The 13,018-nt window shown below is 63.4% G+C and carries 9 protein-coding genes; 4 read left to right on the forward strand and 5 right to left on the reverse strand.

The features are described 5' to 3' along the window. Positions 1-6: 6 nt before the first annotated feature. Complete coding sequence (locus PMN64_RS18480; protein WP_411781664.1) at positions 7-1,218, forward strand: amidohydrolase family protein; 1,212 nt, start codon at positions 7-9, stop codon at positions 1,216-1,218. A gap of 27 nt (positions 1,219-1,245) precedes the next feature. Here the strand turns inward: PMN64_RS18480 and PMN64_RS18485 are convergent, their stop codons facing one another. The 3 genes from PMN64_RS18485 to PMN64_RS18495 form a co-directional block, all read right to left on the reverse strand. Next, positions 1,246-2,271: a glycoside hydrolase family 5 protein gene (locus PMN64_RS18485; RefSeq protein ID WP_411781665.1), complete on the reverse strand. Its 1,026-nt coding sequence runs from the start codon at positions 2,269-2,271 to the stop codon at positions 1,246-1,248. Continuing rightward, positions 2,268-3,557: an O-antigen ligase family protein gene (locus PMN64_RS18490; RefSeq protein ID WP_411781666.1), complete on the reverse strand. Its 1,290-nt coding sequence runs from the start codon at positions 3,555-3,557 to the stop codon at positions 2,268-2,270. The genes PMN64_RS18485 and PMN64_RS18490 overlap by 4 nt, the downstream gene beginning before the upstream one ends. Positions 3,558-3,623: 66 nt before the next feature. Further along, positions 3,624-4,487, reverse strand: a complete 864-nt coding sequence (locus PMN64_RS18495; protein WP_411781686.1) for a WecB/TagA/CpsF family glycosyltransferase — start codon at positions 4,485-4,487, stop codon at positions 3,624-3,626. A 463-nt stretch (positions 4,488-4,950) separates the two neighbouring features. Between PMN64_RS18495 and PMN64_RS18500 the strand changes: the two genes are divergently transcribed. After that, positions 4,951-6,081, forward strand: a complete 1,131-nt coding sequence (locus PMN64_RS18500; RefSeq protein ID WP_411781667.1) for a GNAT family N-acetyltransferase — start codon at positions 4,951-4,953, stop codon at positions 6,079-6,081. Between the two features lie 74 nt (positions 6,082-6,155). Here PMN64_RS18500 and PMN64_RS18505 read toward each other — a convergent pair whose 3' ends face one another. Continuing rightward, a complete protein-coding gene (locus PMN64_RS18505; RefSeq protein WP_411781668.1) occupies positions 6,156-7,376 on the reverse strand; it encodes an FAD-dependent oxidoreductase in 1,221 nt (406 codons plus the stop codon). Between the two features lie 618 nt (positions 7,377-7,994). Here PMN64_RS18505 and PMN64_RS18510 point away from each other — a divergent pair. Then, complete coding sequence (locus PMN64_RS18510; RefSeq protein WP_411781687.1) at positions 7,995-9,320, forward strand: lipopolysaccharide biosynthesis protein; 1,326 nt, start codon at positions 7,995-7,997, stop codon at positions 9,318-9,320. Positions 9,321-9,427: 107 nt separating this feature from the next. On the opposite strand, the gene PMN64_RS18515 is transcribed toward PMN64_RS18510, so the two are convergent. Beyond that, positions 9,428-11,536 carry a GumC family protein gene (locus tag PMN64_RS18515; RefSeq protein WP_411781669.1) on the reverse strand — a complete coding sequence of 703 codons (2,109 nt, stop codon included), beginning with the start codon at positions 11,534-11,536 and terminating at the stop codon, positions 9,428-9,430. 279 nt (positions 11,537-11,815) lie between these two features. On the opposite strand from PMN64_RS18515, the gene PMN64_RS18520 reads away from it, so the two are divergent. Continuing rightward, the gene (locus PMN64_RS18520; protein WP_411781688.1) at positions 11,816-13,006 is read left to right on the forward strand and encodes a glycosyltransferase family 4 protein; all 1,191 of its coding nucleotides are present in this window, start codon (positions 11,816-11,818) and stop codon (positions 13,004-13,006) included. Positions 13,007-13,018: the final 12 nt, after the last annotated feature.

Raw genomic sequence — 13,018 nt, forward strand, 5'->3', positions numbered from 1 at the left:
GATCCGATGCCAGCCGACAAACTCTTCATCAATGCCAGGCTCGGTGACGGCACCAGCCGCGATCTGCTGGTCCGTGGCGGCCGCATCGTTGCGATTGAGGCGAAAGGCGAACGGCCCAACGGGATCGAGATCGTCGATCTCGGCAATGCGCTGGTCGTGCCCGGCTTCGTCGAAGGCCACATCCATCTCGACACCAGTTTTTACGGCGATACCTGGCGGCCGCACCGTCCCTGCACCGACGGATTCGACGTCCATGAGCGGGTGGCGTTTCAGGCCGAGAACCTTGCCGCGGCCGCGCCGATGGACGTGCGCGCACGGAACCAGCTCGACCTCTGCATCGGGCACGGCACGACGCAGATGCGCAGTCACGTCATGGTCGACGGTTCGGTGGGGCTGAAGTCGCTGGAGACCATCCTCGGGGTTCGCGAGGAATACAGGGATTTGATCGATATCCAGCTCGTGGCGTTTCCCCAGAACGGCATCCTCACCAGCCCCGGCACGCCGCAACTGCTCGACGAGGCCATCAAGCTCGGCGCCAATGCCGTCGGCGGGCTGGATCCGGCAAGCTTCGACCGGGATGTCGAGGGCCATCTCGACGTCGTGTTCGGCGTAGCGCAAAAGCACGGCGTCGATGTCGATATCCATCTTCATGACGGCGGCATGCTTGGCGCCTTCGAGGTCGAGCAGATCGCGGCGCGCACCCGTGCGCTCGGCATGGAGGGCCGCGTCACCGTCAGCCACGCTTACGGGCTCGGCGACATTCCTGCCGACGCGCTGAAGAAGACCGCCGACAGTCTGGCGCGCTCGGGCGTGGCGATCATGACGAATGCGCCGGGCAGCCGGCCGTTCCCGCCCGTCGCCTTGTTGCGGAAAGCCGGCGTCACCGTGTTCAGCGGCAACGACAACATCCGCGACTCCTGGTGGCCCTATGGCGACGGCGACATGCTGGGCCGCGCGATGATGATCGGATACCGCTCGGGTTTCTACACCGATGAGGAGCTCGCGATCGCGTTCGACATGATCACCGCGGCCGGCGCCAAGGCGCTCAGGCTCGAGGACTACGGCCTTCATGTGGGGGCCAAGGCCGATTTCGTGACCCTGAACGCCTTGCATATCCAGGAAGCCGTGGTCGCGCGGCCGTCCGGGCGTTCCGTCTACAAGGGCGGCGTACTCACCGCGCGAGACAATCGCGTCACCAAGGCCGCCGGCCGATCCTGAACCGGACGCGGCGTGCAATCGAACGGCTTAGCGGACCGGAGGGATGATCGCGCGGAGGACGTCTGCCTTCCAGCGTTGCCGGGCGCCGTCGAATGCCGCGAAATCGTGGTCGAACTGCCAGTAAGCCCACGCCCAGCCATTGCGTTCCGCGCGTCGCGCCATGAACGACAGATACGTCGCGCGGCTCTCCGCGGGAGCACGTTCATAGACACCGAACTCGCCAAGATAGATCGGGCGCTTCTCCTTCGCGGACCAGGAGCGGATCTTGTCGAAATCGGCCGAGGCCCTGGCTTCGTCTTCCGCAGAGCCCCAGCGCAACGGACCGATCTTCGAGAAGGTCGGCGACCACGGCGCGCCCTGATGGGTGAATTGCAGCGGCAGGTAATAATGGAACGTGACGATCAGGTTTCGGTCGCCGGCCGGTAGCACCAGGTGATCGATCGGCAGCTCCTCGGTGTTCAGGATCGCGACCACGACATTGCGCTTCGGGTTGGTATCCCGGATGATGGCAAGACAATCGCCGAGCAACGCGTTCCACTCGGCCGAGGTCATGTTGCCGCCGGGCTCGTTCAGGATCTCGAACACCAGCGCCGGGTATTTCCCCGCATAGCGCGAGGCGATCTGGCGCCAGAATGCCTTGAGCTTCGCGCCGCATTCCGCCACGTCGCGTTGGCAGAGATCGGTGTCGTGCTCATCGAGGATCGGAACGAGCCTATTCGCCAGCACCTGCTCGATCACGGCATCGAGACGCCGCAGGACGGCATCATCGAGGATGTTGCCGGAATCCATATGCCTGAAGCCGAAGAAGTTGATCCGGACATGGGAAAAGCCGGCCTTGCGAATCGCGGCGAGGTTTTCCAGGCGGAACGGCGCGTTCTGGTAGCCTTCCCAGATGCCGTCATAGCCGAGAATATTGATGCCGCGCCCTAATGCCGCGGCGTCCGGCGATGCCCCCTGCCCCGCAGCGTTCACCGGCGCGATCAGCGGGACAGCAAGCGCCGCCGCCGCCAGCATGACGAAGGCTCTTTGCAGAAGCAATCGGAACGCGGTCATGGCTGCTCCAACTCGCGCGGCTCTACGCGCGACGACGGCACCGGCCGGCAAATGGCGAGGAAGAAGGCGATCAGCAGCACCGACGTGAACATCGTCGAGCGAAGGAAGACCGTCTCGGTGAAATTGGTCTGGCAGTTGAGGAAGACGAACCCGATGATCAACGCGCAGTGCAGGCGGTCAATCGCCCGCCCTGCGATCAGGCAGAGCACCTTGTAGGAAAACAGGAAGACGCTCGCCGCGAACAGGAAATAGCCGAGGAATCCGGTCTCGACGAGAATGGCGATATAGCCGTTGTGATAATTGTCGAGCACCCAGCCGTGGTTCTGGTTGAAATAGTCGTAGATCGCCGGATTGGTCCAGAATCCGTTGATACCGAATCCAAACAGCGGCGCGTCATCGAAATGGCTGATGGCGTACTGCCAGATGAAGGTTCGCTCGGTGAAATCGATCGTCGTGTCGAAGACATGGATCGAGTCGTAGCCGGTCGTATAGAAGTACAGGATCAACAGCACGGCCGCGACGCACATGGCACATGGCAGCATCGCGTAGACCTGCATGCAGCGGACCGACCACAGGGAGGTGAGCAGCAGCGCGCAGGCAACCAGCGACAAGGCGCCGGCGCCGCGCGACTCCGTGAGCATGACGCAGGTCGAGGCGAGCACGAACGTCACGAGGAACGGCAGCCATCCCTGTCCCGCTATCTTTCGATAACAGGCGAAGAACATGAGATAGGCGCCGGCGAAGCCCAGGGTTTGCTTCGACTCGAAGACGCCCTGCCACTGTCCCTTGTGCATCCAGGTCTGATCGACCCCGATGTCCGGGAGGACGACCGCACAAAGCGCAGAGGCCGCGATCAACACAAACAGGCCGCGGGTGGCCGATGTCACGATGTCGTCGATATCGAGGCGGGTGATCATGCAGAACGCGCCAAGCGTCGTGATCGCGAGCGCCGCGGCCTTCATCAGGGCCGCCACGCCGAGGTTGGTCCACAACACGGAGACAGTGGCGAACGCATAGAACGCGACGATCACGAGCGTGTCGAGATTGAGGGCCAGCCGCAGGCAGGGACGGATGAACAGGCTTGCGTAGATCAGGACGCCCCACATCAGCAGGGCGACGGCCTGCTGCACCAAGGTCAATTCAGTCGGAAGCAACGCGGCGTGGAAGGTCCCCATCGACATGATCACATTGATGGTGATCGACCAACCGACGACGGTCCTGGCGAAAGTTTCCGCCCCGACACCGGGTGCCTGCCAGATCGATCCGTCGATCGCACGTCCGTCCATTCGGTTGTACTCCGCTCAAGGAATGAGCCTGCTGCTCCGGTGGATCGGAGCGGCACATTGCACTCGTTAGAGGCGTCGGTCCTTCGCTGACGGGGATCGAGTGCGGTTGAACAGCAGATAGAGCGCGTGCGGATTGGTCGTCAGGTAGCGCCAGAACAGCCGCCGCGGCTCCAGCCATAGGCGCCAGGCCCACTCGAGACCGACGATCTGCATCCATCTCGGCGCACGCGGCCGCGAGCCGGACAGGAAGTTGAACAGCCCGCCCGAGGTCTTGATGACGCCGACATTGCCGAGCCGAGGCATGAATTCGTCGACGAAAGCCTGCTCATAGGGCACGCCGAGCGCTACCCAGAGAAAATCCGGCGCCAGGGCATTGATCTCGTCGACCTTGGCCCGCAGTGCGTCGCCGCGCAGATAGCCGTGCGAATGGCCGACGATCTTGAGTGCCGGATAGGCCCGGCGGACATTGGCAATGGCAGCCTTGTTCTCGGCTTCGTTGGCGCCGAACAGATAGAAGGTCAGCCCGAGCTCTTCCGCCTTGCGTGCGACGTCGTGAAACAGATCCGTGGTCGCGACGCGCTCGGGAAGCGGATTCGGCGACCGAAGCTTGGACACCATGACCAGCGGTTGGCCGTCGGCGTTGATCAGATCGGCGGTACGGAACAGCCGGTCCGTCATCGGCTCGGTCGAGCAGCGCGACAGCACCTCGCCGTTGGCGGAGGTCAGATACAGCGGACGATTGGCGCGCCGGCTCGGATGCACCGCCTCGACCATGAACTCGGCGGTCTGCTCGCGATCGAGCACGGCGAGCCGCAGTCCACCGATGGTGGCCCGGGGAACACCGGCAGTCGCAGCCCTGCCGACAGGATTGATGCGCCGCTCCCGCGCGCCGTGTGGCAATGATCCGATCTGCGCCGACGCCGAGGACATCTGCTCGGCCCGCGATATGTCGCAAATCCGGACAGGTGGCGCAGCCATGTCCGAATTGAGACGCCGAGGCGGCTTGCGGTCGGCCTGCGGGAACGAAATTGCGTAGGAAGCGCGGGTTTTTTGGCTGTGACTCAGCATTTCGGCGGGACTCCAGGACTTGCGAGCCCTTAACTGCAATATCCGGTCCAGACCGTGTGCGATTATCTCACCACGGCGCGATTGAGCTGATCCTTAAGGGATTGTTAACGATGCTGATCCCTCGGACGCGGCCACGTTGAGTTGACGGCCAATCGCAGCCGATGCGATGACGGCAATGGCTCGCCCCAGCAACAATGTGCAAAGGTCGAGGCATTGCATTAATACAAATCGTATTCTGCCGCTGCCCGAGCCGATCGACCTTTGCTATAAGGGTGCGTGCCGGATTCAATCGGCGCTTTGAAACTGTCGTTTTGTTTGGTCTCACATGAACAAGAATGATGACGCGTTCGATGTCAGCATCGACGACGCATTCGACTTCCTGTCTGAAGAGTACGTGAAGTTATTTAAAGGCTCGGACGCGACCGCCTTCCAACATCCGCTATGGCTGGACAGCCTTTACCGCAAGCTCGCTCCCGCCGCGTCGGCCAAGCCGCTGGTCGTCATCGTCCGCCATCGTGCGAACAAGTCGCTTGCGGCCGTGCTGCCGATGCTGCGCGTGCGACGCGGCCCGATGCGCACCATCGAATTCGCCGATCTCCGCGTGTCCGACTATTTGTCGCCGGTCTGCAGCATCGCGACCTTCTCCGACCTGCTGCAAGACCAGCGTGCCTGCGAAAGGCTTCGACAGCTGCTGCGGCCGTTCGACCTGCTGCGTATACCCAAGCTGCTCGATGCGAGGATGCCGATCGAGAATCTGCTCGGCGCGCCCCACCGCAGCCTGATGGATACCAACGCTTACGCGACGGTCCTGGTCGCGCCGTTCGAGCAATGGCAGATCAATGCAATGGGAAAGTCGTATCAGAAGGAGCTGGCAAAGAAACGGCGCCAGATCCACAAGAAGGGCACACTCACCTTCTCATGCTGCGACGACAGCGCTTCCATCGGCGAAGCCATGGAGACGATGAGAAAGTTTCGCGGACCGCGGTTTCACGAACAGGGTGATGGCGACCTGTTGCAGCGACCGGAGTATTTCGATTTCTACTCGAGCGTGGCGCTTCGCGGCATGGGCTCCTTTGCCCGGCTCTACGCCATGAAGATGGACGGCAGCGTCATCGCCACCGCGCTTGGGCTGGTCCACCGCGGCAGCATCCTCGTCGTCATGACGGCGTTCGACATCGAGGGATACAAGAGCCAATCGATCGGCGCGCTGACGTTCGAGGGCGTCGCCAGGGATTGCGTCGAGCGCGGCGACCGCGTGCTCGATTTCACCATCGGTGACGAGCCCTACAAGATGCAGTTCGGCGGTCAGCCGACGCCGATGTCGGCCGTGACGCAGGCCGGCAGTGCGGCCGGCTCGCTCGCGCTGTTTGCCTTGAAGCAGGCACCCTGGATCAAGCAGGCCGCCAAGCGTGTGACTGACCTCAGGCCGGTCCGCACCTCGACCGGCACGCGCTAAAGCGCGATGAGATCGGCTCGGATCATCATCGCGCTGCAGCACATTGTGAACATGATCTCGGCGCGACGACTCGCCTAGCGGAGCGCGCTGCGGACGCGCATCACCCATCCCGGATGAATCCGGTCCACCCGGTGGGTGATCATGCGGCGCAGGAAGTGCAGCTTCCGCCGCAAGTTCCAGCGCACACCGGTGTTCAACGTCAAGGCCTGGCGGAAGTTCGCCAGGTGCAGCGAGTGCTGATCGGCGGCGAGCTTGTCCCGATCGGAATAGAACTGCGCAATCTTGTCCACGCCCATGCCTGCGGTCTCCAGCCAGCGCGGCACATAGTCCGTGCAAAGACGTTCGACATCCACCAGCAGTCGGCCCACGCCGGTTCCGGCTGCGGGACAATTGGTCTGAAACGCATCGCCGATCAACACGACGCCCGGCTGCAGATGGCCCTCGGTCACAGTCAGATCCATGACCCAGTTCTGCACCTGGCCGACCACCTCGAAATCACCGAGATAGGGCTGCAATCCCGGCATCAGGCGAAGCAGCGTTCGCTTGGTGTCGCGGCGCAGCTCGCGCATGATCGGATCGGTCGGATCGCGGAACATGAACAGGTTCGCCCGCATGCCGCCCGACATCGGAAACAGGCTGAGATAGTCGACACCGTCAGCCGCCTCCTCGCCGTAGCAGGTCAGCGCATCGAAATCGAACGGCGCGTTGTCCGGCCGTGCGATCGTGAAGCCGAACGAGACCGAGTGGCGCGCAGCAAGCATCTGCCGGCGCATTCCGAGACTGTGGCCGAGCATGTTCGTCATGCCGGTCGCCAGAATGACCAGACGCGAGACGACGCGTATTCCGGAGGCCAGCGTCAACTGCTGACGTTCCTCGCTGCAGCTGACATTGGTCACCTGGTCGAGCAGGAAGCTCGACGCATCGGGCGTCAGGCCGCGTGCCATGTTGACGAGGTTGGCATAGGAAATCCCGTAGGAGCGGCCGACGCCGATATCGACCAGCTTGCCGCTCCTGATGTTGAGCACCCGGTCATAAGGCGCGGCGATGGCCTCGACGTCGTCGATGAAGCCGAGGCGGCGCAGGATATCGATCTGCCGTCCGGCGATCTTCTCGACCCGGAATTCATCCGGCGGGATCGAACGCTTGTCGATCAGGATAACCCGGTACCCGGCCCGGGCGAGCACAGCCCTTGCAAGCGAGCCTGCGAAACCGGCTCCGACAATTGCGACGTCCGCTTCGATGACTTCGGCCTCGCAGGCCACGATCGGCTTGGTCGCACTTTTCTCGGCAATCATGTTTGTCCGCTCCGACGGCTAGGGCGTTTTCGAGCGAAGTGGATACCGGTTCGCGTGAAGAAAACGCGTCAAAACAAGAATCTAGAGCCCCGTTCCGATTCCATCGGAACGGGAGAAGCTCTAGTTGGCCGCAGAACTGCAATTTCCTTGCCTGCGGTGCCGCCTTGCCGATCGGGCACGGCGAGTTTCAGAATCGAGGTTAATGAAAACGTCCGGACCACGATCAGCGTCTCTCGGCACATGGCTTGCACGACGGTCGGCCATGAAACCGAACCTTTGCAGGCTCCGCAGCGGGATGGCTAGGCAATTGCCAGGCCATCGAGCTGCGACAGATGGCGTTGACGCGCAAGCCCAGTCTCATGCGGCAAGGTCCGCGCCACTGGACCGGGCGCCGGAGGCAAATCCGACCTGCGCCGTTTGGAGACAGGGCAGACGGCGCCGTTCCAGAATGGAGCAACGCGACCTGGCCCCGTTCACAACTGCGTTGGGCCCGGAAGCCATTCGAAAGGAACGGAATCTTAGCAAGAGAACATTAACACTCCAGGCTTCACCGATTGCTACGGTCAACAGCCCCGACTGGATATTGAGACGTCTCTGGTGATTGCCTCCGTGTTCCAATTGTTACGGCGCGACGTCACGCGCGGCGTTGCCGGGACCATCCTGCTCAAGGTTGGCAGCGGCGGGCTCGCATTCGCGTTGTTCTCGCTGGCCGCGCGGGCGATGACGCCCGACGCGTTTGGACACTTCGCAACCCTGCTCTCCGTCGCCCAGATCGCCTCGGTCGTGGGCCTGGTCGGCCAGGAGCTGCTCCTGGTTCGGTTTCTCAATGAGTATGAGGTGCGCGGCCAGACCGCCTTCACCAAGGGTGTGCTGGTGACGAGCCTGAAGAACTCAGCGATCGGGATGCTGATTTCGATCGCCGCGATCGCCGCGGTGGCAGGCATTCGCGGCGAGTGGTGGCTCTTGATCCTGTCGGTCTCGGCGTTCACCGCGGTCAATGCAGGGCTCATGCTCGGCAGCCAGATCGCGCGATCCCTGGTCAGCATCCTGATGGGCGAAGGCAATCGGGAGTTCTTCTGGCGCGTCGCCGTCGTCCTGTTCCTGATCGCAGTGCTGTTCGGCCACCGGCAGCTTACCCCCGCCGAGCTGTTCAGCGCGATGTCGGCTGCGATGGCCCTCGGGCTCGTCGTGCAGATCGTATCGATCGTGCGGGTGCTGCCGAACCTGCGGTCGGTCACGGCGCGCTTCGAGACCTCGCGCTGGAACAAGAGCGCATTCCGGTTCTGGCTCGCCTCCATTCTCGAAGCGGCAAACCAGTATTTCGACGTCATCCTGGTCTACTGGATGCTGGATCCGGCCACCGCCGGGGTCTATTTCGCCGCCTCGCGGCTGGCCAACATCTTCGCCATGCTGTCGGCTGCGCTCTACACCTTCGGCGCGCGCCGGCTCCCCTCGCTGTACTTCAGCAAAAATCACGACGAGCTCGAACATACGCTGAAGCTGATGGCCGAGGTGACCGCGCTCTGCGTGCTCAGCGGCCTCGTCATTGTCTGGGTGGGCGCCCCCCATCTGCTTGGCCTGTTCGGACCGCACTTTGCGGCACAACAGTGGGTGTTGATCGTGCTCGCGATCGGAACGGCGTTCCAGGCGGCGGGCGGGCCCTCTGCTGCTGTTCTGCAGCTGACAGGCCATGAGCGCGATTACGTTCCCGTTGTTGCAGCCAATGTGGCGTTGCGGCTGCTGGGATTTGTCGTGCTGATCCCCTGGCTCGGCGTACTCGGCGCCGCGATCTCGGCGACGGCTTCGCTGGTCGTCGCCACCATCGCGCTCAACGTGCTGTGCCGGCGGCGGACCGGCGTCGATCCATCCATTCTGGTGCTGTCGCATCTGTGGCCGTCGAAAGGTGACGCCTACGCGGTCCGCGTTGCGGACAGCAACGACTAGAGCGTTTTTCGAGCGAAGTGGCTACCGGCTCGCGTCAGAACAAGAACCCAGAGCCGCGTTCCGATACTCTGGGAACGGAAAAGGCTCTAGCTTCAGCCGAACCGCCTTCAGCTCGCCAGGCCCAGCGCTTCGTCCTGGGGATTGCGAACGGCGGCATTGACCGCCACGCGATTGACGACCAGCACGGTCGGGACCGAACCATACCCGGATAGATCGGCCCGCGCCTTGCCGATCGCAGCCGAGTTGGCGACCCCTTCACGAACCACGAGGATCACGAGGTCGGCATGGGCAGCCAGCGCCACCGCGGCCGGCTGCAGAGCAAGCGACGACGCGTCGACGATGATCAGGCCGAAATCGGCGCGAATATCGTCCGGCGGATAGGGCGGCGCCTTGCTGCTGGCGCCCAGCAGCTCGACGACGGACGGCAGATCGGCCTTGATGATGCCCGATCCTTGCGGCGGCGCGGCCTCGGCGCGCCTGGATTCCGTCTCGATCAGGACGCTGAGCATGCCGCTTTTGACGGCGGATCGGTTCAGCGACCGTGCGACGGTGCTGCCGCCGGCACCGCCCTCAACCGACAGCAGGAGCGCCACCTTGCCGTGGTCTCCCGGCAGCTGCTCGATGTTCTCGATCAGCAGCTGAAGATGCGGACTGAGTTCGGGCTCGGCCGTCGTCGCGATTGGGGTCTGCCAGACGCTCCTGACGGCGTCCGGCGACGGTATGTTGGGAATGCGGGCCAGCACCGGCAATCCCGGCGGCAGCGCGGGTTGCGGCGCGGCGGGCGCCGGCGGTGCGGGCGCCTCGGCCCGACGAAGCGGCGGAATGGCCTTGATCGGGAGCTGCTTCAGATTCAGACCGGGAACGGCGACGATCGCGGTCGACGTCAGCAGCGAGACGATCGCGAGCGCGACGAGCAACAGCGGAAGCGGCGGCAGCGTCGAGCGCACCGGCGGCGTCGCAGGCGATGCGACCTTGGTCTGCGAGCTCTGCAGCAGCCGCTGCTCGTCGGTGGTCTTGTAGCGCGAGAGGAATTGCTCGTAGATATTCTTGTTGGCATCGGCGTCGCGCTGCAATTCCTGCAGCTTGACGAGCGCCTGACCGTCCACCAGGATCTGCTGTTCGACCGCCTTCTGCTGATCCTCGAGCGCCTTCTGCTGATCGCGCTGCGCTTCATATTCCGATTTCGCGGTGTCGATGTTCTTCTTCCGCTCGATCTCAATCTGCCGGTTGAGATCGCTGAGCTGGCTGAGAGCCATCACGAGGTCTGGATGACGGTCGCCCAGCACCCCGCGCTTCTGTGCGATCTGGTCGTTGAGCGCGGAGCGCTGGGCGCGCAGCGCACTCAGCAGGTCCTGCTTGACGGGCCCGTCGACATTGGCCTTCAGGTCGCGCTGCAGTTGCTCATAGCGGACCTTGGCCTCCTCGGTGCGGGCGCGCGCGGCGGCGACCTGCTGGGTCAGATCGGTGACGCGCAATTGCTGCGTCGTCGATTCCTTGCCGGCGTTGACGATCCGGTGCTCGAGCTTGAACTTCGCAACGGCATCTTCCGAAGACCGCAAGCGGTCGTTCAATGTCTTGAGCCGGCTCTTCAGCCAGTCGGCGGCTTCGTCGGTCGCCACGCTGCGCGTACCACGCTGGCTGGCGACGAACGCCTCAGCCACCGCATTGGCGTAATACGCCGCACGCTGCGGGTTGTTGGACGTGAACTTGATGGCGATGACATAGGTCAATCCGCGCCGGGAGATATCGAGCCGGTTGCGAAACCGGTCGAGCAGGCGCGTGGGGTCGGTCCTGCCGCCGGAGATGTCGCTGTCCTCGGCGACCTTGAGCTGCTCGATCAGCGGCCCGAGAAATCCGTCGGATTTGGCGATCTCGACATAGCTCTGCAGTGCTGCAGCGTCCTGACCGATCCCCGGCAGGACGTCCTGATCGGTGGTCACGCGCTGCTCGCGCGGGTCGACCACGACGAGCGCGGTCGCGGCATAGCGCCCCGGAATCAACATCAACAGAATGACGCCGACCGCGAAGATCACCGCGGCGAGCATCAGAATGCGTTGACCGTTCTCGCGGAAAAATGCCACCACGCCGGGAATGCTAAGCACGCCCTTGGTGGTTTCCGCTGAGGATCGGCTGGCCGGCACGCCGGCGGTTTCCCACGACGCGGTGGGTTCCGTGGCTTCGGAACGGCTCGAGCCTACGCGGTTACCGAACTTCATGAGGCTGTGACTCGAATTCAACTGACAGTACCGCTCCAACGTAAATATCTATGGTTAATCCGCGGTTACCCCCTGCTGATGCGGCCGTAACCAATTAGTTAACGAGCCGGCTGTACCCTTTGTGTGAGACAATGGCTCTCGATTGCTGGCGATGTCTGACCGCACTAAATGAGCAGTAACCTCAACACGCGCTACTCGGTGTACGAGCGCGCTTCGCGTGATAAGCACGCGCGCAAGAGCGAGGGAGCCGTCTCCACTCCTTCGACGGGTGAGGAAGCCGTGCTCCATTACAGGCCAAGCACAGAATTGCGCGAGGCATCGACCGCATCACGCAATCAATCGAACGAGAGCAAGCCGAAGCTGCGTGTCGTCCTGGTACAGACCCAGGCCGAGAACGCCGGCGCGCAGGAGATATCGCGGCTGGTCGGCGCAGGCCTCACCGCGCGCGGCTATGACGTCGCCAACCTGTTCTTCTTCCGCAAATCAGATTCGTTCGACGAGCCGCCCAACACATTCTATTGCGCGCCCAGCCGCCCGGGAAATCCGCTGGCGCTGCTGCGGATGCTGTGGACGCTCGCCGGTCATCTCAGGACCCTCAGGCCCGATGTCGTGCTGACCTTCCAGCACTTCGGCAATGTGATCGGCGGAGGCGTGTCGCGCCTCGTCAGCCGCGCTCCTGTCATCGCCAATCAGGTGTCCTCGGCGATGTCGATGAGCATGCCGGTGCGCGCCGCCGACATCATCATGGGCTCGACCGGCTTCTTCCAGTGCATCACGCTGAATTCGCGCGACATGGAGCGTGAATACGCGCGCTATCCCGCGCCCTATCGCTCGCGCATGCAGCACGTCCCGCATGGCTTCGACGACAAGTCGCACAGCCTGCCTAAGGACGTCGCGCGGCAGCAGTTCAAGCTGCCGCCGGATCGCACGCTGCTCGGCTGCGCGGCACGGCTGCATCCGCACAAGCGGCTCGATGCGGCAATTCGCCTGCTGGCCTCCGGCCAGTCCTGGCACCTTGCCCTCGCCGGACAAGGCGCGGATGAGGAACGGCTGCGAGCCCTGGCGAGCGAGCTTGATGTCACGGACCGGCTGCACTTCATCGGCGAGATTCCGCCGCGCCAGATGGCCGATTTTCTGGCGTGCCTCGACGTCTTCGTATTTCCGACGCAGGCCGAAACCTTCGGCCTCGCCGCGGTCGAAGCCGCGAGCGCCGGCATTCCCTGCGTCGTCAACGATCTTCCCGTGCTGCGCGAGGTGCTGTCCTATCAGGGACAGCCTGCCGCGGTGTTCGTTGACGCTGCGAACGAGGCCGAATTTTCGGCCGCCGTGTCGAAAGTCCTGACCGATCGTTTGTTGAGCGACCAGCTGCGGCAAAGTGCCGTGGGCCTGAAGTCGCGTTATTCGTTGGATGCCATGATAGAGGAATACGTCCGCATTCTCGGCAATGCCGTGGGAGTGGACGCGCACTAGGAAATCGGGCTG

The sequence above is a fragment of the Bradyrhizobium sp. UFLA01-814 genome, from assembly GCF_046718885.1.
In the GTDB taxonomy this organism is placed as follows: domain Bacteria; phylum Pseudomonadota; class Alphaproteobacteria; order Rhizobiales; family Xanthobacteraceae; genus Bradyrhizobium; species Bradyrhizobium elkanii.

What these genes read in the sequence shown, in the direction of transcription:
- PMN64_RS18480 (WP_411781664.1), top strand. Translation starts at nt 7, where the DNA reads ATGCCAGCCGACAAACTCTTCATCAATGCCAGGCTCGGTGACGGCACC.
- PMN64_RS18485 (WP_411781665.1), bottom strand. Translation starts at nt 2,271, where the DNA reads ATGACCGCGTTCCGATTGCTTCTGCAAAGAGCCTTCGTCATGCTGGCG.
- PMN64_RS18490 (WP_411781666.1), bottom strand. Translation starts at nt 3,557, where the DNA reads ATGGACGGACGTGCGATCGACGGATCGATCTGGCAGGCACCCGGTGTC.
- PMN64_RS18495 (WP_411781686.1), bottom strand. Translation starts at nt 4,487, where the DNA reads ATGTCCTCGGCGTCGGCGCAGATCGGATCATTGCCACACGGCGCGCGG.
- PMN64_RS18500 (WP_411781667.1), top strand. Translation starts at nt 4,951, where the DNA reads ATGAACAAGAATGATGACGCGTTCGATGTCAGCATCGACGACGCATTC.
- PMN64_RS18505 (WP_411781668.1), bottom strand. Translation starts at nt 7,376, where the DNA reads ATGATTGCCGAGAAAAGTGCGACCAAGCCGATCGTGGCCTGCGAGGCC.
- PMN64_RS18515 (WP_411781669.1), bottom strand. Translation starts at nt 11,536, where the DNA reads ATGAAGTTCGGTAACCGCGTAGGCTCGAGCCGTTCCGAAGCCACGGAA.